The sequence below is a fragment of the Falsirhodobacter sp. 1013 genome, assembly GCF_051195255.1.
Taxonomy (GTDB): Bacteria; Pseudomonadota; Alphaproteobacteria; order Rhodobacterales; family Rhodobacteraceae; genus Falsirhodobacter.
In genome coordinates, this window is sequence record NZ_JBNJLK010000015.1 from 1 (window position 1) to 18,859 (window position 18,859).

The 18,859-nt window shown below is 65.0% G+C and carries 21 protein-coding genes and 1 pseudogene; 6 read left to right on the forward strand and 16 right to left on the reverse strand.

What is annotated here, in order from left to right; all coding sequences use genetic code 11:
• Positions 1–144 precede the first annotated feature (144 nt).
• Positions 145–366, reverse strand: a pseudogene (locus tag ACSHZY_RS15440) (IS481 family transposase); the annotation flags it as partial.
• Between the two features lie 539 nt (positions 367–905).
• On the opposite strand from ACSHZY_RS15440, the gene ACSHZY_RS15445 reads away from it, so the two are divergent.
• Positions 906–1,520 (forward strand): flavin reductase family protein, encoded by a 615-nt coding sequence (locus ACSHZY_RS15445; RefSeq protein ID WP_435170633.1) that lies wholly within the window; start codon positions 906–908, stop codon positions 1,518–1,520.
• On the opposite strand, the gene ACSHZY_RS15450 is transcribed toward ACSHZY_RS15445, so the two are convergent.
• The 15 genes from ACSHZY_RS15450 to ACSHZY_RS15520 all read right to left on the reverse strand — a co-directional run bounded on the left by ACSHZY_RS15450 (position 1,508) and on the right by ACSHZY_RS15520 (position 14,450).
• Entirely contained in the window at positions 1,508–2,182 is a 675-nt protein-coding gene (locus tag ACSHZY_RS15450) for an amino acid ABC transporter permease (protein ID WP_435170635.1), read from the reverse strand. The genes ACSHZY_RS15445 and ACSHZY_RS15450 overlap by 13 nt on opposite strands.
• A 9-nt stretch (positions 2,183–2,191) precedes the next feature.
• Complete coding sequence (locus ACSHZY_RS15455; RefSeq protein ID WP_435170637.1) at positions 2,192–2,977, reverse strand: ABC transporter substrate-binding protein; 786 nt, start codon at positions 2,975–2,977, stop codon at positions 2,192–2,194.
• Positions 2,977–3,717 carry a GntR family transcriptional regulator gene (locus ACSHZY_RS15460; protein WP_435170639.1) on the reverse strand — a complete coding sequence of 247 codons (741 nt, stop codon included), beginning with the start codon at positions 3,715–3,717 and terminating at the stop codon, positions 2,977–2,979. Before ACSHZY_RS15460 ends, ACSHZY_RS15455 begins: the two co-directional genes overlap by 1 nt.
• Entirely contained in the window at positions 3,714–4,814 is a 1,101-nt protein-coding gene (locus tag ACSHZY_RS15465) for an aminotransferase class V-fold PLP-dependent enzyme (RefSeq protein WP_435170641.1), read from the reverse strand. The genes ACSHZY_RS15460 and ACSHZY_RS15465 overlap by 4 nt, the downstream gene beginning before the upstream one ends.
• On the reverse strand, positions 4,814–6,187 hold the full coding sequence (locus ACSHZY_RS15470; protein WP_435170643.1) for a M20/M25/M40 family metallo-hydrolase: 1,374 nt from the start codon (positions 6,185–6,187) through the stop codon (positions 4,814–4,816). Before ACSHZY_RS15470 ends, ACSHZY_RS15465 begins: the two co-directional genes overlap by 1 nt.
• A complete protein-coding gene (locus tag ACSHZY_RS15475) occupies positions 6,184–7,152 on the reverse strand; it encodes an ABC transporter ATP-binding protein (RefSeq protein ID WP_435170644.1) in 969 nt (322 codons plus the stop codon). Before ACSHZY_RS15475 ends, ACSHZY_RS15470 begins: the two co-directional genes overlap by 4 nt.
• Complete coding sequence (locus ACSHZY_RS15480) at positions 7,149–8,114, reverse strand: ABC transporter ATP-binding protein (protein ID WP_435170646.1); 966 nt, start codon at positions 8,112–8,114, stop codon at positions 7,149–7,151. The genes ACSHZY_RS15475 and ACSHZY_RS15480 overlap by 4 nt, the downstream gene beginning before the upstream one ends.
• On the reverse strand, positions 8,114–8,977 hold the full coding sequence (locus tag ACSHZY_RS15485) for an ABC transporter permease (RefSeq protein WP_435170648.1): 864 nt from the start codon (positions 8,975–8,977) through the stop codon (positions 8,114–8,116). Before ACSHZY_RS15485 ends, ACSHZY_RS15480 begins: the two co-directional genes overlap by 1 nt.
• Positions 8,977–9,894 carry an ABC transporter permease gene (locus ACSHZY_RS15490; protein WP_435170650.1) on the reverse strand — a complete coding sequence of 306 codons (918 nt, stop codon included), beginning with the start codon at positions 9,892–9,894 and terminating at the stop codon, positions 8,977–8,979. The genes ACSHZY_RS15485 and ACSHZY_RS15490 overlap by 1 nt, the downstream gene beginning before the upstream one ends.
• Before the next feature lie 49 nt (positions 9,895–9,943).
• Positions 9,944–11,443: an ABC transporter substrate-binding protein gene (locus ACSHZY_RS15495; RefSeq protein WP_435170652.1), complete on the reverse strand. Its 1,500-nt coding sequence runs from the start codon at positions 11,441–11,443 to the stop codon at positions 9,944–9,946.
• A gap of 150 nt (positions 11,444–11,593) precedes the next feature.
• Positions 11,594–11,977, reverse strand: a complete 384-nt coding sequence (locus ACSHZY_RS15500; protein WP_435170654.1) for an acyl-CoA thioesterase — start codon at positions 11,975–11,977, stop codon at positions 11,594–11,596.
• Entirely contained in the window at positions 11,974–12,384 is a 411-nt protein-coding gene (locus ACSHZY_RS15505) for an acyl-CoA thioesterase (protein WP_435170656.1), read from the reverse strand. The genes ACSHZY_RS15500 and ACSHZY_RS15505 overlap by 4 nt, the downstream gene beginning before the upstream one ends.
• On the reverse strand, positions 12,384–13,175 hold the full coding sequence (locus ACSHZY_RS15510; RefSeq protein ID WP_435170658.1) for an SDR family NAD(P)-dependent oxidoreductase: 792 nt from the start codon (positions 13,173–13,175) through the stop codon (positions 12,384–12,386). Before ACSHZY_RS15510 ends, ACSHZY_RS15505 begins: the two co-directional genes overlap by 1 nt.
• Positions 13,172–14,014, reverse strand: a complete 843-nt coding sequence (locus ACSHZY_RS15515) for a fumarylacetoacetate hydrolase family protein (protein ID WP_435170660.1) — start codon at positions 14,012–14,014, stop codon at positions 13,172–13,174. The genes ACSHZY_RS15510 and ACSHZY_RS15515 overlap by 4 nt, the downstream gene beginning before the upstream one ends.
• 13 nt (positions 14,015–14,027) lie before the next feature.
• The gene (locus tag ACSHZY_RS15520) at positions 14,028–14,450 is read right to left on the reverse strand and encodes a cupin domain-containing protein (protein WP_435170662.1); all 423 of its coding nucleotides are present in this window, start codon (positions 14,448–14,450) and stop codon (positions 14,028–14,030) included.
• A gap of 127 nt (positions 14,451–14,577) precedes the next feature.
• Between ACSHZY_RS15520 and ACSHZY_RS15525 the strand changes: the two genes are divergently transcribed.
• Genes ACSHZY_RS15525 through ACSHZY_RS15545 form a run of 5 tightly spaced genes read left to right on the forward strand, consistent with a single transcriptional unit; the run spans position 14,578 to position 18,776 of the window.
• Entirely contained in the window at positions 14,578–16,833 is a 2,256-nt protein-coding gene (locus tag ACSHZY_RS15525; RefSeq protein ID WP_435170664.1) for a bifunctional salicylyl-CoA 5-hydroxylase/oxidoreductase, read from the forward strand.
• A complete protein-coding gene (locus tag ACSHZY_RS15530) occupies positions 16,830–17,537 on the forward strand; it encodes an SDR family NAD(P)-dependent oxidoreductase (protein ID WP_435170666.1) in 708 nt (235 codons plus the stop codon). Before ACSHZY_RS15525 ends, ACSHZY_RS15530 begins: the two co-directional genes overlap by 4 nt.
• Positions 17,534–17,968, forward strand: a complete 435-nt coding sequence (locus tag ACSHZY_RS15535; RefSeq protein WP_435170668.1) for a MarR family winged helix-turn-helix transcriptional regulator — start codon at positions 17,534–17,536, stop codon at positions 17,966–17,968. Before ACSHZY_RS15530 ends, ACSHZY_RS15535 begins: the two co-directional genes overlap by 4 nt.
• The gene (locus tag ACSHZY_RS15540; RefSeq protein ID WP_435170669.1) at positions 17,965–18,375 is read left to right on the forward strand and encodes an acyl-CoA thioesterase; all 411 of its coding nucleotides are present in this window, start codon (positions 17,965–17,967) and stop codon (positions 18,373–18,375) included. Before ACSHZY_RS15535 ends, ACSHZY_RS15540 begins: the two co-directional genes overlap by 4 nt.
• Positions 18,372–18,776 (forward strand): RidA family protein, encoded by a 405-nt coding sequence (locus ACSHZY_RS15545; RefSeq protein WP_435170671.1) that lies wholly within the window; start codon positions 18,372–18,374, stop codon positions 18,774–18,776. Before ACSHZY_RS15540 ends, ACSHZY_RS15545 begins: the two co-directional genes overlap by 4 nt.
• The last annotated feature ends 83 nt before the right edge of the window (positions 18,777–18,859 follow it).

An 18,859-nucleotide genomic window follows, 5' to 3' on the forward strand; every position in this document is an offset into this window, starting at 1 on the left:
CAGACGTGCCATCTGCTCATCCGTCAGCCAGAAAGGATCGCTCATGTCACCGCTCCGCTTTCGGAGCCGTGAATCACGCAGCAAAACGCAAATCAATGCATCCTGACCCTAGGCCGGAAGGAGCTGTCTCGCCTCGGTCCCCGCCGCGACAAGCGCCGCCTCCTCAGCCTCCGTCAGGATCGTCGAACGTGGCTCCTTCGGCCCCATCGTGAGATCCTCGACCGCCTGGCGTTTGCGCTACTTCGCGACCGTCTTCGGACTGACGCCTAGTTCAGTCCTCCGCTGCGAGAGTGAAGTTTGCGATCGTTGTGTTGTCGCTCTGACGGCGTGCATGGTCGTGGCGCTTCCATGACGAACCTGTCCCATAGGGCATCCTTCCATTCCATAGAAAGGGATCGCACCTTTGAACCGTGGGATCAAACACCTAGGTCCATCGCGAAGAAAGCCCGCCCCACATCGTCGGGCAGATCGAGTTCGGCACAGGCCGTGAATCCATCATCCCAGCTGTCCTTGTCACGGCAAGATGGCGGGCGCGCGCCCCCTTGGGCCGGGGCGCGTTCCGATACCTCAAACCGAACTTCGATGTGGCAGGTGGAGTTGGCGGTTCTCGGTCTTGGCCCTCGGCGTCTCGGCTGGGCAGGCGCTGACGGTGATGTGGTCCACGCGGATCTAACTTAGCGCGGGGTACAGGTTGAGCGCGAAGTCATGATCGCCGAACCCTGCCAGTCCCAGATCTTGCGGGCGGCCTGATGCGGAAACATGCTCCTCTGCCGGTAGCAGATTACGGCCCGTTCCGCTGGACGTAGGTCTGCACGGATGCCAGGGTGTTGCCGTGCCAACATCATGCGGATCGTGTGATATGCAACGACACCCGACGTTAGTCGCCGCGAAATCCGAGGAATGCGATGAACGATTACACCTCCTTCGACTTCACGACTCTCGATCCGTCGACGCGATACCGGCTTTTGGCGGGTGCCGTCCTGCCGCGCCCCGTAGCCTTCGTCACCACGGTCGATGCCGACGGAACGCGCAATGCCGCGCCGTTCAGCTTCTTCGGCGTGCTGAGCCATGATCCCGGCACCCTTGCTTTCGGGGTGGAGATGCGGCCCGACGGGCAACCCAAGAACACGCTTGCCAACATCCGTGCCACAAGGGCTTTCACCGTCCACATCGCCGACGTGGCGCTGGTAAAGGCGATGGAGATTTGCGCCCGCCCCGCAGCTGCCGGCGTCGACAAGTTGCATCGGGCCGGACTCGACTGCGTCGACGGAACACGCGTCCCCTCACCTCGCATCCTTGCCGCGCCCGTCGCCATGGAATGCCGTCTATTGCAGGAAATCGATCTCGGCCCTGCGCGTGGCATCGTGCTGGGCGAGGTGGTATCCCTCTTCGTGCGGAGCAGCGCAGTGGACGACGCGCTGCGGATCGACCCTGCGCAAATCGATGCGGTCGGGCGCATGGGCGGCCCGACCTATGCCACCACGCGCGATTGTTTCCCCGCCCCGCTTCATCGTGCGTAGGCGCGGCGGGACCGCAATTCGATCCAGCTGGTGAAGCGGACCAGCGGCCACAGGATCGCCACATAGATCATGGCGGCCAGCACCAGCGGCGACGGGTTGGCAAACAGCGCCTGACTGTCTGTCGCCTGCTTCAGCAGATCGTTCATCGCCACGACCGAAGCCAGCGACGTGTCCTTGATGATCGACACGGAATAGGAGGCGAGCGGCGGGATCACCATGCGGATCGCCTGCGGCAGCACCACCTTGCGCATCGTCAGCACGAAGGACAGGCCAAGGGCGGCCGACGCCTCGAACTGGCCCTTCGGCACCGCCTCGATCCCGGCCCGCACCACCTCGGCGGTATAGGCGGCCAGAACCAGCGACAGGGCCACCGCGGCAGCGGTGAACGAGTTCATCGTCACCCCCACGAAGGGCAGCGCGTAGTAGATCAGGATCAGCAGCACCAGCACCGGAATGGCACGCAGCAGGTCGATGTAGATGACCGCCAGCAGTCGCAGCGGCGTTGCCGCATACATGCGGATCAGGCACACGATCACGCCCAAGGCGCCGCCGAAGACGATGGCCACCACCCCAAGCAGGAGCGTGTTCCATAACCCCTGCAGCAGGATGGGCAGTGCCTTTGCCATCACCCCGGTGTTGAAGAAGATGTCGATGATTTCCATCGTGCGGGATCACTCGACCTTAGGAAGGGGGGCGGGCGTCACGGTCAGGCTGTCCGCCGCTGGGGTCGTGCCGAACCACGTCTGGTAGATGCGGGCCATGGTACCGTCCTCCTTCATCGCGGTCAGGGCGTCGTTGGCGGCCTGCACCTTATCGGACCCTTTTGGCATCATGATCGCAAACTCCTCGCCCGTGGGGATCACGGCGGCCACTTCCAGCGCGGGCATCTGCTTCACCGCATAGCGCAGGCCCACCTCGTCATTCAGCGCCGCCTCGATCCGGCCGCTGCGCAGGTCGGTCAGCATGTTGGCGATGGTGTCATAGCTGGAATAGCTGCCGAGCTTCAGGTCCGCCTCCCGCTCCTTCACCCATGTCTCGGCGAAGGACGTGGCGATGGAACCGACGCGCTTGCCCGTCAGATCGCCTTCCGACGCGATGTCCGATCCCGCCTTCGTCACGATGCCGAGAGCCCCGGCGGCATACGGCTGCAGGAATGCCTGCGCCTGCAACCGTTCGGGCGTGACGGTCAGCGAGGAGATCACCATGTCCACCCGCCGCGACGCGGTGGCCACGAACAACGCCCGGAAATCGAGGCCCTGATATTCGACCTCCGCCCCGATGCGGCGGGCGATCTCGTTCACGATGTCCACCTCGTAGCCCTGGAAGGCACCGGTCTCGGTCTTAAACTCCCACGGGGGGTTGGCGGGATAGGCGCCGACGCGCAGGGTGTCCTGTGCGCATGCGGCCGAAACGGATGCGGCAAAGGTCAGGCCGAACATCAGGGTCTTGAGAAACATCATGCATCACCTTCAGGTCGCACATCCGGCACCATGCCGGTCCTGCGGGAATCGTCGTCGAGAAAATGGCTCATCCAGTGCTGGACGACGCGGATGTCCTCGATCATCGCGTGGCGGGCGGCGGGGGCGTCGCGTGTTACCAGCGCATCGAGGATGCGGTCATGGTTGCGGCCATAATGCCGCGTGTCGTCGCCCTTCAACATCCCGCGCATCTTTTCGCCAAGAAATCGCGTGTAAGGACCGGAACGCAGCCACAGCGTCTCGATCTGGCGCAGCAGGATCTCGCTGCCCGCGGCGCGATAGATATGGAAGTGGAAGGCCTTGTTGGCGGTGACCATGTCCTCGGTCCGGCCTTCGAACAGGGCGCGCTGGTGACGGTCCGAGATGTCGTTCAGTTGCGCCATCGTCTCCGCGTCCATCCGGTGGCAGGCAAGCTCCGCCGCGCCGCCCTCCACCACTTGCCGGGCAAGGCACAACTCGGCATAGCTTTCCGCACTCAGCGGCGGCAAAGTAGCGCTGTTCCACTTGCCCTCCACCAGCGCGCCCTCGTCCGTCAGGCGGCGCAGCGCCTCGCGCACCGGGGTGTTGGACGTGCCGAACCGCTCCGCGAGGTCGGAGATGGGGAAGCTGGAGCCCGCTTCAAATATTCCCTCCATCAGCGCGGCGCGCAGTTGGTCATAGACGGTAGAGGCGATGGTCTGCCGCCCCGTGATGGGGGTCAGGACGCCCGACCGCGTCATGGGGCGACCCGCGTGGGCGCGAGCGCCGCCAGCAGCCGATCGCAATCCTCGGCCGTGGTGACGGAACCGGGAGACAGGCGCAGCACCGTCCCGCGCATGTCGGCGTGAAGGCCCATACCCCGCAGCCGGTCCACCAGCCCCGGGTCAGCGACGGAGACCATGACGCTGCCGCCCCTTTGCGTCGCATCGGCGGGCGAGACGAGGGCGTGACCGAGCCCTGCGATCCCCTCGACCAGCCGAGCGGTCAGCGCGGCGTTGTGCGCGGCCAGCCGGGCAACCCCCTGCCCCATCACGAAGTCCAACCCGGGCTGGCTCGCCACGGCGGGCAGGATGTTGGGCGTGCCGTTGTCGAACCGTCGCGCGTCATCCGCAAAGGCGAAGGCGTCGAGATCCCATGAGAACGGGTTCGACTGGCTCCACCACCCGCGAAACTCGGGCGAGCAGTCGGCCAGCAGATCGGGCATGACCTGCAGCACCCCCGCCCCCGGCACCCCGCACAGCCATTTGAGCGAGGAGCCGACGGTGAAATCCGCCGTCGCCGCATAGGGCAGGATACCGACCCCTTGCGTCACGTCCACGCCGATCAGGCTGCCCATCGCCCGCCCATGCGCCACCAGCCGATCCAGATCGCATCGATGCGAGGCGGTGGAGGTAACCCACGTCAGCAGCGCGAGCCGGACATGCGGCCCCCATGCGGCCACCATGTCATCGTCGGTCACATAGGCGCGCCCATCCGTCGGCGCGACCGTCTTCAGGGTGAAGCCGATCCGGCGGCCAAGCTCTGCCAGAAGGAAATGCAGGCTGGGGAAGCAGTCGGCCGCCACCAGCACCTCGCCCCCCGCCAGACGATGTTCGGACAGGCCGCGCATCAGGGTGTAAAGCGCGCCGGTCACGCTTTCCGCGAGCGTCAGCGATCCCGCGGGCGCGCCGATCAGTTGCGTCCAGCCGTCGATGAACCGCCCGCGCCGTTGCAGGGCGTCGGGCCACTGGCTGTCATCCTCCGCGCACCACTGCGCGGTGAAGGCGCCCAGTGCGGCGTCGACGGCCTGCGTCTTGCCGGGGAACGTCCCGATGGAGTGATAAAGGAAGTATCCCATCAGCGATGCCCCAGATCCCAGAAGATGCCGGCCATGATCCCCAATCCCTCGCGCACGATGGAGATGGGAAGGTGTTCGTCCGCCCCGTGCTGCCCGCAACCTGGATAGGAATGGGGCACCCAGATCGTGGGCAGCCCCAGCGTGTCGGTGAAGATGGTGTTGGGCAGCGACCCGCCGAGGTTCGGAAGGATCACCGGCGCCTCCCCCGTGGTGCGCTGCATGGATGCGGCCACGAAATGCACCCATTCGTTGTTCAGGTCGGACCGGCTAGCCGGGAAGGAAGCATCCGGCGCCGGAACGATCCGTACGCGCTGGAAGCCCGCCGCGTCCAGCCTGCGCCGGATGGCGGGCAGCACCGCCTCCGTGTCCACGCCGACCGGATGGCGCAGCTGCAACCGCGCCTTCGCCCATGGGGGGATCGCGTAAAGGGGCTTGGCGATGTTGCCGACCTCGATCTCCATCACCTCCAGCGTGGACCAGCCATAAACGCGTTCGGCCTGCGAAAGGCCCGGCGCGCCCCACCACGCATCGAGTTCGGGATCGCCGGGCGACGTTTCTATCGTGCAGCGGGCAAGGGCGGAGCGCACGTCGTCGGGGATGGTGCCGGGCGTCAGTTCGGGCACGAGGCATTCGCCCGTGGGCCCGATCAGCGCGGCGATCGCATGCGACAGTTCCACTCCCGGATTGGCCAGCAGTCCGCCCCAGTTGCCGGAATGGTGGAAGCCTTCACGCGCGACCACCTCCAGATGGACGTTCATCCCGCCGCGTGCGCCAAGAAAGATCGTGGGCTGCGCCAGCCCGATGCGCGGCCCGTCCGAGGCGATGAGCATGTCCGCCGCGAACGCCTCGGCCTCGTCGGCCACCAGATCAGCCAGCGCGGGAGAGCCGTACTCCTCCCCCATCTCCATCAGGTATTTAAGGTTGAAGCCGAAGCGACCGTTCACCGCAAGAACAGCCTCCAGCGCCGCAAGGTTGACCGAGTGCTGGCCCTTGTTGTCGGCCGTGCCGCGGCCATACCAGCGGCCGTCGCGCTCGGTCATCTCGAACGGCGACAACCCTTCGGACCATTGTTCAGGAACGCCCGTCACCACGTCGCCATGGCCATACATCAGAACGGTCGGCAGGGCGGGATCCTCGATCCGGCTGGCAAGCAGGAACGCCCCCGGTGCGGCGTCGCGGCGGAAGGTCTGCCTCGCAAAGCCCAGCCGGTCGAACACCGGCACCAGTTCCTCGTCGAGATAGCGTTGCAGATCGGGCTTGTGCGCCTCCTCGCGCGATACGGTAGGCATCGCCACCCGGCGGGCAAGATCGGCCTTGAACCGGCCGGAATCCAGCTCGTTCAAGGCTGCGGCAATGGCAGTTTCACGCGTCATGCGGCACCTTTCAGGGGTTCTTGGGCCAGAAGGCAGGCCGCACCGCCGGTCAAACCGACGGGCTGCGGGCGCGTCGTGCGGCAAGCGGCAAAGGCGCGGGGGCAGCGCGGTTCGAACGGGCAGCCGGGGGGGACCGCCAGCGGGTTCGGAAACGCGGTGCCAAGGCCGATATCCGGCACCCCCTGCCCCGGTGCGACGGTCAGCGCGCTGTCCAGCAACGCGCGGGTATAGGGATGCTGCGGCGCGTCGAACACTTGCGCGGTGCTGCCCGACTCCACCACGCGCCCCAGATACATCACGGCCACCTGATCGACGAGGTGTTCCACCACCGACAGGTTGTGCGAGATGAACACGTAGGTCAGTCCGAGTTCGGACTTCAGGTCCATCAGCAGGTTCAGGATCTGGCTTTGCACCGAGGCATCCAGCGCCGAGGTCGGCTCGTCGCAGATCACAAGCTCAGGGTTCATCACCAGTGCGCGGGCGATGGCGACACGCTGGCGCTGGCCGCCTGAGAGCTCTTTGGGATACCGTTCGGCGAAGCGGGCCGGCAGGCCGACCAGATCCATGATCTCGGCCGCGCGGGTGCGGCGGTCGGCTTCGGTGCCGATGCCGTGAACGCGCAGCGGCATGGTCACGATATCGGAAATCGTCTTGCGCGGGTTCAACGAGGAGAAGGGGTCCTGGAACACCGGCTGCACGCGGCGGGTGAACTCCAACCGGCCGATGCTGCCGATGTTGCGGCCATCCAGCTTCACGCTGCCTTCGGAAGGGTCCAGCAGATTCAGCAGGATCTTGGCCAGCGTCGATTTTCCGCAACCGGATTCGCCCACAATGCCCATCACCTCGCCGCGCTTCAGGCGTAGATCGACACCGTTCAGCGCGTGCAGCGTCGCCTTGGGCTTAAACATGCCTTGCGCGACCTGAAAGCGGCGGGTCAGGCCGACGGTTTCCAGAAGATAGCTCATGCTGCTTCCCCCTTGATGCAGGCCCAGTGGTGGCTGCCATGCCCGTGAACGGGAACCGTGCGCTCGCAAACCGCTTGCGAGATGGCGCAGCGGTCACGGAAGGCGCACCCCTCCTGCCGCCCGATCAGGGACGGAACGACGCCGGGGATCGTTCCCAGATGCGACCCGCGCGCCGTTTTGCCGGGCTGGGGAATACAGTCGATCAGCGCGCGGGTATAGGGATGGGCGGGCCTGTCGAAAATCTCCGGTGCGGTGCCTTCCTCGACAATGGCGCCGGCATACATGACCACCACCCGGTCCGCGATGCGGGACACGAGGCCAAGGTCATGCGTGATGAAGATGATCGCCAGCCCCAGTTCGCGCTGCAGGTCCTTCAGCAGCCGCAGGATCTGCGCCTGGATCGTCACGTCGAGCGCGGTCGTGGGTTCGTCCGCGATCAGCAGTTCGGGGTCGGTCATCAGCGCCATGGCGATCATCACCCGCTGGCGCAGGCCACCCGAAAGCTGGTGCGGATATTGGCCGAGCCGCGAACGCGCGGACCCGATGCCGACCTTTTCCAGCATCTGCGCCGCACGGTCCGTGGCCGCCGCACGGCTGCCGCCCGTGTGGTAGAGATAGGCCTCCACCAACTGATCGCCGATGGTGAAGGCGGGGTTCAGCGCCGTCATCGGTTCCTGGAAGATCATCGCCATGCGGCGCCCGCGCAGCTTGCTCGCGATGCGTGGACGGGTCAGGTCCTGCCCGTCGAACGTGAGGCCGCCCGCCGAGCGTTTCGCCACGCGTGGCAAAAGGTCCATCAGCGCAAGCGAGGTCATGGATTTGCCGCAGCCGCTTTCGCCGACGATGCACAACGTCTCGCCCCGTGCCACGTCGAAGGAGATGCCGCGCACCGCATGCAGGGTGCCGATGCGGGTTTTCAGGTCCACACGCAGGTCGCGGACCGACAGGATGGGATCGGTCATCAGCTTCTCTCCGGGGTGATCATGTCGCGCAGGCCGTCGCCCGCAAGGTTGATGGCGAAGACAAGGGTGGCCAGCGCCGTGCCTGGAATGGCGATCAGCCAGAAGCTGAAGAACATGTAACTTTTCGCCTCGGAGATCATCAGCCCCCAGCTGGGCAGCGGCGGTTGCACGCCAAGGCCGAGAAAGGATAGCGCGGCCTCCATCAGGATGGCCGAGGCCACCTCGATCGTCGCAATGACGATCAGTTGCGGGGCGATGTTGGGCAGCACCTCGCGCATCAGGATCCAGAAGGTCGATGCCCCCGCCGTCCGGGCCGAGGCGATGTAGTCCAGCGCGCGAATCTGCTGTGTGGTGGACCGCACCACGACCGCGAACCGGTCCCATTTCAACAGGCCCAGCACCGCGATCACGACCCAGATCGACCCGCCCAGCAGGGCGACCACGGCCAGGGCCACGAGGATCACCGGCATTGCCAGCCGCACCGTGACCACGAACGTCACGAACGTATCGACCCGCCCGCCAAAATAGCCCGCGAGCAGCCCCAGTGTCGTACCGATCACGCCCGAGATGGCGACGACCGAGAATCCAATCAGCAACGACACCCTCGCGCCGTAGATCAGCCTCGACAGGTAATCCCGGCCAAGCTGGTCGGTCCCGAGGATGTTCTCCCACGTGCCCTTGGCATACCAGACCGGCGGGACGGCGCGGCGTGTGATGTCCTGCACATAGGGATCGTGCGGGGCCAGAAGCGGCGCGAAGATGGCGACGACGATCATCGCCGCGATGATGACAAGGCCGATCACCAGTGATGGGTGGTTCCAGATCTTCGACCGACTGCGGGGGTTTGCAATTGCGATCGTCATCAGGCCGTCCTCAGCCGTGGGTCAAGCCACGCGTTGATGATGTCGGAAAGCAGCGTCAACACGACATAAGCCAGCGACAGCAGCAGCACGACGGCCTGCAGCACCGGAAAATCGCGATAGCTGATGCTTTGGTATGCAAGATAGCCAAGGCCATCGAGCGCGAAGATACTCTCCACCACGACCGAACCGCCCATCAGCAGGCCCAGTTGCACCGCCACCAGCCCCACAACGGGCACCAGCGCGTTGCGCAGCGCGTGCTTGAAGACGACACGGCGGGCGGGCAAGCCCTTGGCGCGAGCAGTGCGGACATAATCGGTGTTCAGCGCGTCGATCATCCCTGCACGCACCAGACGCATGAAGGGCGGCGTGATGTAATACCCCAGCGTCACGGCAGGCAGCACGAAGTTTCGCCAACCCTCCGCCCCGGAGGCGGGGAACCAGCGCAGCTTGATCGCAAAGATCATCACCAAAGCAAGGCCCAGAAAGAACGACGGCAACGCCTGCCCCATGAGCGAGAACATCGTCACCGCCCGGTCGATGAGCGAGCCGGAATAAATCGCCGCCAGCACGCCCAGCGGAATCGCAAGCGTCAGCGCGATGACCAGCGATGCACCGCCAAGGATCAGCGTATTGCCGATCTTGCCGAAGATCAGCCCCGCCACGTCGGTGCGAAAGAACAGTGACTGGCCGAAATCGCCCCTCGCCACATCCCAGAGCCATGACAGATACTGGACCGGCACCGGACGATCCAGACCATAGGTCTGCCGGATCACGGCGATGCTTTCAGGGGTCGCCCCCTCGCCCGCCAGCGCGGTCGCGATATCGCCCGAGGCGCGCAGCAGCGCGAAGGCGATGACCGAGACCGTCAGCGCCACGATCAGCGCCAGTCCCAGTCGTTTCAAGATAAAGATAAGCATGTTGCCTCCGTCTGCCTTGGCGGCCCCGATGGGGCCGCCGGGTGCGGGATCACTTCCAGGACATTTCCCAGAAACGCAGGATCTCGTCGGGATGGGTTTCGAAGGTCAGCCCCTCGGCGCCGGCGTAATAGATCGGCAGCGTGAACATCGGCACCGCATAGGCTTCGGCCGCGATCTTCCTGAAGCCCACAGCATAGAGTTCCTTGCGCTTCTCGGGGTCCATCGTCACGCCCGCCTCCTCGAATACCGCCTTCAGTTCGGGATCGAGGTTGTTGTCGTCGGGCATCCCGCCGTAATAGGTCGGCGCCGTGGCCGAGGCGTCGAACATCGAATAGGCGCCCCACGCGTTCTGCATCATGTCGATCTGGTGGCCGCGCATCGCATCGCGCATCGCCGCAGGCTGCATGAACTGCAGTTGCACCGTGATGCCCACATCAGACAGATAGTTGATGATCGCTTCGGAAATGTGCCGCTCGCGATAGGCGGCAAGCGAAACGGTCAGCCCGCTGACGCCCGCCTCGGCCAACAGCGCCTTGGCCTTTTCAGGGTCGTAGTCATAGCTGGTCACGTCCTGCGTGCAGCCGAATTGGTCTTCAAAGCAGACGGCGTCGATGACGGTGCTGCCTTCCCCCACGAGGTTTTCGGCAATTGCCTTGCGGTCGATGGCATGGTTGATCGCCTGTCGGACGCGCACATCCTTCAGCGCGGCCTGCCCCGTTTCCGTGGTGTTCATCTGCAAGAAGACGATGCGCATTGTCTCTCCGCTGACGACGCTGACGCCGGGCATCATGCCAAGCTGGTCGGCCTGGTCGCGCGGCAGGCCCATGATCAGATCGACGCCGCCTGACATCAGGTCGGCCAGTTGGGTCTGGATGTCGGGCACGATGCGGATCGACACCGTCTCGATGCTGGCGCCGGCCTTGGGGCTGTCGGCCAGATAGTCAGCGTTCCGCGTCAGCACCAGCTCGCCTCCGGGGGCATAGCTGTCGAAACGGTAGGGGCCGGTGCCGACGGGCAGTGGCGCCGACGTCGCGCCGCGCGGGCCAGTGAAATATCCCGAGGGGAAGATCGCAAGCTGCGTGGACAGATACTCCATCGCGGCGGGGGTGGCCGACTTGGCCTTGATGCGGACCGTCATCGGGCCCGTCTTCTCCACCGAGGCGATCCATCCGGCGATCTGCTGCGAGACGATGCCGTTCTGCGGGTCCGACACATAGGTCAGCGTTTCCACCACGTCATCGGCTTCCAGCGTGCTGCCGTCATGGAAGGTGATGCCGTCGCGCAGCGTCAGGTCCAGCGTGGTGTCGTCGGTCCAGGTCCATTCGCTCGCCAGCAGCGGCGTGAAGGTGCCGTCCTCCTGCCGGGCGACAAGCGTGTCCCATACATTGCGCCCGATGATCACGCCAAGGCGCAGCGTGGTGAAATAGGGGTTCGGGCTTTCAAGCGTCTGGTTGTAGGCAAAGCGTAGCGTGTTGTCGGACGCCTGTGCATGTGCCGTTCCGCAGGCGGCGATTGCCAGCCCTGCCGAGAGGATGAGGGAGCGTATCATCGGCGATTCCTCCGTGGGTGTGTCATGCACGGGTGTGCCCGTATCATTGGATATTTTTTGATCAAAAGCATCTTAAAAGATGTGTGACAGTCGGTTCATGCGTTGGACAAGAAGATTCTTGCATTACCTTCGCAAGAAAGATGCGGATGACTAGATTTTAATCGGTTGAGGCCGCCCATTCGCATCGATGCAAATCATCGTCGCTTCCGCATCAACGATCGTCGCCTGATCCGCCGTTCCGAGCATCGCGATACCAACGAGTTCAAGTCGGAATGACGTCCGTCCGGTCTTTCCGATCCGCGCGAAGATCGCCAGATCCTCACCTGCCCGCAGGAGCGCGTGGAAGTTCATTTCGTGGATCGCGCGAATGACGCAGGGCCCGGCAAACAGGCGGCCCGCCCGCCCTGCTGCGTGGTCGATCTGCGTCATGATCCACCCGCCCAGCACCGTTCCCGCAGACGAGGTGTCGCCCGTGACGGGAACGGTCAGAAGAACCGGACGTTCGCCCGCATCCGGGATGAAAAGCCCCGTCATGCCGCCTCCAGATAGCGTTCCAGCCCGGCGCGGATGTCGTCCGGCCAGGGACGCGACTTGTGATCGGTGGTGGAGGTCAGGACGATCCGCTGGCGGATGCTCCAGATCGGTTCATCCCGCACGGTCACGACCGTTTCCAGATCAAGAGAGCTTTTCCCGATCTTGCGCACGTTCACATTGAAGGTCAGAACGTCGCCATAGACGGCAGGGCGATAGAATTCGATGTTCATTGTGACCGTGGGCAGGCCAAGCTCGCGCTCGAACATGATCTCCTGCCATGTGATCCCGAAAGAGGCGAACATCGCCTCGTTCACATCAACCAGCATGGACAGGTAGGCGGGATGATAGGCGATCCCGGTCAGGTCGCAATCGCCAAATCGCATTGGCTTGGAAAGGGTGAAGGGCATTACGGCTCCTCTTTGATGATTCCGGTCTCCACCGCCACGCGGCGGTATCCCGCACCTGCGATGAAGCCGCCGTCGATCACGAAATCCTCGCCCGTCACAAAGGCCGAAGCGTCTGATGCGAGATACAGCACCATCTGCGCGACCTCCTCGGGGGTGCCGCTGCGGGCGGCGGGGGTCATGCCGATCATCGGCTGCAGATGCGGCGAATGGGCGTTCAGCTTTGTCACGATCAGGCCGGGACAGATGGCGTTCACGCGGATTTTCGCGCCCGCATATTCCATCGCGGCACTCCGCGTCAGGCCACGCAGCCCCCATTTGCTGGCGGTATAGGCCGGATCGTAATGCCCCGAAAACGCGCTGTTGGAAGAGATGTTGATGATGCTGCCCCCCTGCGTCATCAAGGGCGCGCAGGCACGGATGCCAAGAAACGCCCCCGTCAGGTTCACGTCCAACACCCGCCGCCACGCCTCGGGTGCGGTATCGGCGATCAGGCTGCGGTTGATGATGCCGGCATTGTTCACCAGCACATCCAGCCGTCCGGTCCAGTCCCGCACCAGCGCCACCGCTTCGGCCCAGCCGTCTTCGGCCGTCACGTCCAGCCGCAGGAAACGCTGGTCCAGTTCCTCCGCCAGTGCAGCACCTTCTTCCAGCACGTCGCAGATCAGGACCTTCGCGCCGCATTCGGCCAGCAGGCGGACCTCCGCCTCGCCCTGCCCGCGCGCGCCGCCGGTGACGATGGCGGTGCGGCCCGAAAGATCGGTCATCGCCGCCCGCAGCGCCGCCGCGTTCATGCCTGCACCGTCAGCTGCGATTGCGTGCCAAGGCCGTCGGCGCCCAGCGTCATTCGCTGCCCCGCACGCAGGAACACCGGCGGCTTCATCCCGAGGCCGACGCCCGGAGGTGTGCCGGTCGCGATCACGTCGCCCGGTTCCAGCGTCATGAACTGCGAGAGATAGCTGACGATATGCGCCACCCCGAAGATCATGGTGCGAGTGTTGCCGGTCTGGCGCCGCACACCATCCACATCCAGCCACAGGCCGATATCCTGCGGATCGGCGATTTCGTCCTTCGTCACCAGCCAAGGGCCCAGCGGGCCGAAGGTGTCATGGCTCTTGCCTTTGGTCCATTGCCCGCCGCGTTCGGACTGGAAGCTGCGTTCGGACACGTCGTTGGCAAGGCAATAGCCCGCGACGTGATCCAGCGCTTCGGCTTCGGACACATATTTGGCGCGCGTGCCGATGACGATGGCCAGCTCCACCTCCCAATCGGCCTTTTCGGACCCGCGCGGGATTTCCACGTCGTCATTTGGGCCGCAGATGGCCGATACCGCCTTGGCAAAGACCACCGGCTCGGGCGGTGGCTCCTTTCCGGTTTCCTTGGCGTGGTCGGCATAGTTCAGGCCGATGCACAGGTATTTGCCCACATCGCCCACACAGGCACCAAGACGCACGCCTTTCTCCACCAGCGGCAGACTGATGGGATCAATGGCGGCGAGACGCGCCAGCCCCTCCGCCGACAGCACCGCGCCGGCGATGTCGTCCACACGCGCCGACAGATCGCGCAAGCGCCCCTGATCGTCCACAAGGGCGGGGCGCTCGGCCCCTTTTTCACCGTATCTGGCCAGTTTCATCCCATTCCTCCCCTCAAGCGCGGTGATAGCCTTCCAGCGTTTCGTCCGGCACGTCATCGAAATTCACGACCAGATTGTCCGGCGTGCGGCAGGTCAGCCAGACCAGTTCCTCGGTCGTGCTCATGTTCACTTCCACATGCGGCATCATCGGCGGGACGAAGACAAAGTCGCCTTCATGCAGGTCCACGAACTCGCGATACCCTTCACCGAAATAGATGCGCCCGTGGCCCTTCAGGACATAGCCGCCCGTTTCGCATTCGGCATGGTGATGCGGGGGCGAACGGTGCCCCGGCTCGTTGGAAACCTTGCCGAACCAGATCTTCGTCGCGGGCGTGTTCTGCGGGCTGACGCCGCTGCGGCGGACGGCATCGCCCGATTGCGCGGTTTCTCCTCCAAGCGCATTGCCACGCGTGACGACTGGCACTGCCTTTGTCATCTTTCCTCTCCCCTTCAGGGCGGCATCGAGGCGCCGCCGTCATTAGTTCAAGCATATATGTTTTAAGCTTGCAATGGTTTTGACGATGGGCAAATGTGAATCGAGATCAAGCAACACGAGCCATGCCATGAAAATCGCAGTTCTGGGCGCCGGCCCCACGGGTCTTTACTTCGCGATCAGCATGATGCTGCGCGACGCGTCGCATGACATCACCATTTATGAACGCAATGCGGCCGACGACACATTCGGCTGGGGCGTCGTTCTGTCGGACGAAACGCTGGCCGCGCTGGCGGCGAACGATCCGGTTTCCGCGACGACGATCCGCGAAAGCTTTGCCTATTGGGACGACATCCGCGTCGTGCGCGGCGCGGAGGAGATCACGACCTCCGGCCACGGGTTCTGCGGCATCGGGCGGATGCGCCTGCTGCTGCTGCTTCAGGACCGCGCGCGGGAACTGGGTGTGACGCTGCACTTCAAGCACAATGTCGACGATGCCGAATTTGACCGCATCCGCGCGGAACACGATATCGTCGTCGCGGCCGACGGTCTGAACAGCCGCACCCGCGCCCGGTTCGAGGATGCCTTCCGCCCCGAGGTGGACATGCGCGCCAACAAGTTCGTCTGGCTTGGCACGAAACAGAAGTTCGACGACGCCTTCACCTTCATCTTCGAGAAGACGGAGCATGGGTGGATCTGGGCGCACGCCTACCAGTTCGATGGCGACACCGCCACCTTCATCGCCGAATGCAGCCATAAAACATACGACGCCTTTGGCTTCGGCACGATGTCGCAGCAGGACAGCATCGCCGTCCTCCAACGCGTTTTCGCGGCGCATCTGGGCGGCCACGCACTGATGACCAACGCCAACCACATCCGTGGGTCGGCATGGATCAGCTTTCCGCGCGTCATCTGCGAAAAATGGCACCATGACAACGTGGTCCTTCTGGGCGACGCCTCGGCCACGGCGCATTTCTCGATCGGATCGGGCACCAAGTTGGGGCTTGAAAGCGCCATCGCCCTGGCCAACCATCTGGCCGCGGGCGGCGATCTTGCAGCCTATCAGGAGGAACGCAAGCTGGACGTGATCCGCCTGCAATCGGCGGCCCGCAACTCCACCGAATGGTTCGAGGATGTGGAGCGTTACCTCGGTCTCGACATGGTGCAGTTCAACTATTCCCTGCTGACCCGCAGCCAGCGCATCAGCCACGAAAACCTGCGCAAGCGCGACCCTGAATGGCTGGCCGAGGCCGAAGCGTGGTTCCAAAAGAGTGCCGGCGGCAATGGCAGCCGCCGACCGATGTTCGCCCCTTTCGTGCTGCGGAACATGCGGTTGGCTAACCGTGTCGTCGTATCCCCGATGGCGCAATACAAGGCCGTGGACGGCAATCCGACCGACTGGCATTTCGTGCATTACGCCGAACGCGCCAAGGGCGGCGCGGGCCTCGTCTTCACCGAGATGCTCTGCGTCAGCCCCGAAGGGCGGATCACCCCCGGCTGCCCCTGCATCGGCCCCGGTCAGGAACAGGCATGGTCGCGCCTGACCGCGTTCGTGCATGCGGAAACCGACGCCAAGATCTGCGCCCAGATCGGCCATGCCGGCCGCAAGGGGGCCACGAAACTGGCATGGGACGGGATCGACCAGCCGGTCGCGGAGGGCTGGCCGCTGATCTCGGCCTCGGCCCTGCCCTACCTGCCCGTCAGCGTCGTGCCGAAAGCCATGGACCGTGACGACATGGACGCGGTGACGGCAGAGTTCGTGGCGGCGGTAACATCCGCCGACCGCGCAGGCTTCGACATGATCGAGATGCACGCGGCGCACGGCTATCTCCTCGCCTCGTTCCTGTCGCCAATCACCAATGTCCGCACCGACGAATATGGTGGCAGCCTTGAAAACCGCCTGCGTTTCCCGCTGGAAGTGTTCCACGCCATGCGCGCGGCATGGCCTGCGGAAAAACCGATGACGGTCCGCATCTCCGCCCATGACTGGATCGACGAGGGCGTCACCCCCGAGGAAGCGGTGGAGGTCGCCCGCGCCTTCCACGCCGCGGGTGCCGATGCGATCAATGTCTCCTCCGGACAGACGGACAAGGCAGAAAAGCCGGTCTACGGCCGCATGTTCCAGGCGCCCTTCAGCGACCGCATCCGCAACGGGCTGGACGTGCCGACGCTGCTCGCGGGCAACATCTACGAGCCTGACCACGTGAACTCGATCCTCATGGCGGGACGGGCGGACCTGGTGCTGCTGGCCCGCCCGCATCTGGCCGATCCCTACTGGACGCTGCATGCGGCGGTGGCCTTGGGCGATACCGAACAGGCATGGCCCGCACCCTATGAAGGTGGCCGCCGTCAGGCCAACACCTTGGCCGAACGGGCGCGCGGATGAAGCGCGCGCTCGTCACCGGCGGCGGGTCGGGCGCAGGGGCGGTGATCGCCCGCGCGCTGGCGGACAGCGGCGTCGCGGTCACCGTCTGCGGGCGGCGTCCCATCGACGCGCCGGGCCTGACCTCAGCCATCTGCGACGTGACGGACGAAGCGCAGGTCGCGGCCCTGTTCGCCGATCACGGGCCCTTCCACATCGTCGTGGCAAATGCGGGCGCATCGGAATCCGCACCCTTCAAGCGCACGGAGAAGGCGGCGCTGGACCGGATGCTGGCCGTGAACGTCACCGGTACCTTCCTGACCTTCCGCGAGGCGGCGCGCACCATGACCGACGGGGGCCGGATGATCGCCGTTGCCTCCACCGCCGGCCTGAAGGGATACGCCTATGTCGCACCCTATGCGGCGGCCAAGCACGCGGTGGTGGGGCTGGTCCGGTCGGTGGCGCTGGAACTTGCGGGCGAGGGCATCACCGTCAACGCCGTCTGCCCCGGTTTCATGGAAACCGAGATGACCGCCGCATCGGTCGCGCGCATCATGGAGAAGACGGGACGGTCCGAGGACGAGGCCCGCGCCGCACTGGCGGGCACCAATCCGATGGGAAAACTGGTCGATCCGGACGATGTGGCGCAGGCGGTGCTCTGGCTCTGCGGGCCGGGATCGGGCATGGTCACGGGCCAGACCATCGCCATTTCCGGGGGAGAGACATGACCGACGCCGCGCGCCTTCGCCTGCGCCTCTGGCTGCAGATGCTGAAGGCCACCCGCCATGTGGAGCTGGAGGTGCGCGAACGCCTACGGCTCGACTTCGACACGACCTTGCCGCGTTTCGACGTGCTGGCCGCCCTGTCGCGCCACCCCGAGGGGCTGCGCCTGTCGGACCTGTCGAAGGACCTGATGGTGTCCAACGGCAACGTCACCGTGGTGGTGGACCGCCTTGTCGCGGACGGGCACGTGGAACGCCTGCCCGTCCCCGGCGACCGCCGCGCATGGCAGGTCCGCCTGACCGAGGCCGGAAATGTCGCGATCGCGGACATGGCCCGCGCGCATCGCGGCTGGATCGAGACGATGTTCGCAACGCTTGACGATGCGCAGATCGCCGTCGCGATCGAGACGCTGACCGCCATCCGGAAACACCCATGACCTTCCGCCAGACCCGCATCGTCGAGTTCCAGCATTGCGACGCCGCCGGGATCGTCTTCTATCCCCGCTACTTCGAGATGGTGTCCTCGGTGATCGAACGCTTCTTCACCGATGCGCTGGACCACGAATTCGCGGCGCTGCTGACGCAGCGGATCGCGGTGCCGATGGCGCGGATCGAGGTGGATTTCCACGCGCCCTCGCGCCTTGGCGACCGGATCGACTTCGCGCTGACGATCCCCCGGATCGGGACCAGTTCCGCCGATGTCCTCATCACCTGCACCGGGACCGAGCCGCGCTTCAGCGCGCGCGGCACGCTGGTGCATTACGATCTTCAACAAGGCCGCTCGGCCCCCTGGCCGGACGACATGCGCGCCGGCCTTGCCCACCATCTGACGGAGCTTGCATGACCCCGCACCAATTCCTGAACCCGGACGGCTGGAAACCTGCCAAGGGCTATGCCAACGGGATGCTGGCCGCCGAAGGGCGCGTCGTCGCGCTCGGCGGCCTGATCGGCTGGAACGGCCAACAGGTCTTCGAACACGCCGACCTTGCCGGCCAGTTCGGGCAGACGCTAGAAAACATCGTGGCCGTGCTGGCCGAGGCGGGTGCCAGGCCGGAACATCTCGTGCGCCTGACGTGGTACATCACCGACCGCGAGGAATACCTCTCCAGCCTGAAGGAGATCGGGGCGCATTACCGCCGCGTCATCGGGCGGCACTTCCCGGCCATGGCGGTGGTGCAGGTCGCAGCCCTGATGGAAATCGAGGCGAGGGTGGAGATCGAGGCGACGGCCGTCCTGCCCCGCTGACTTTCGCGATGCCGCGGAACGCGGCACCCCTGCCCGGTATTTGATCAAATGCGCAACTTTTCGCTAGACCTATGCAGGAAAGG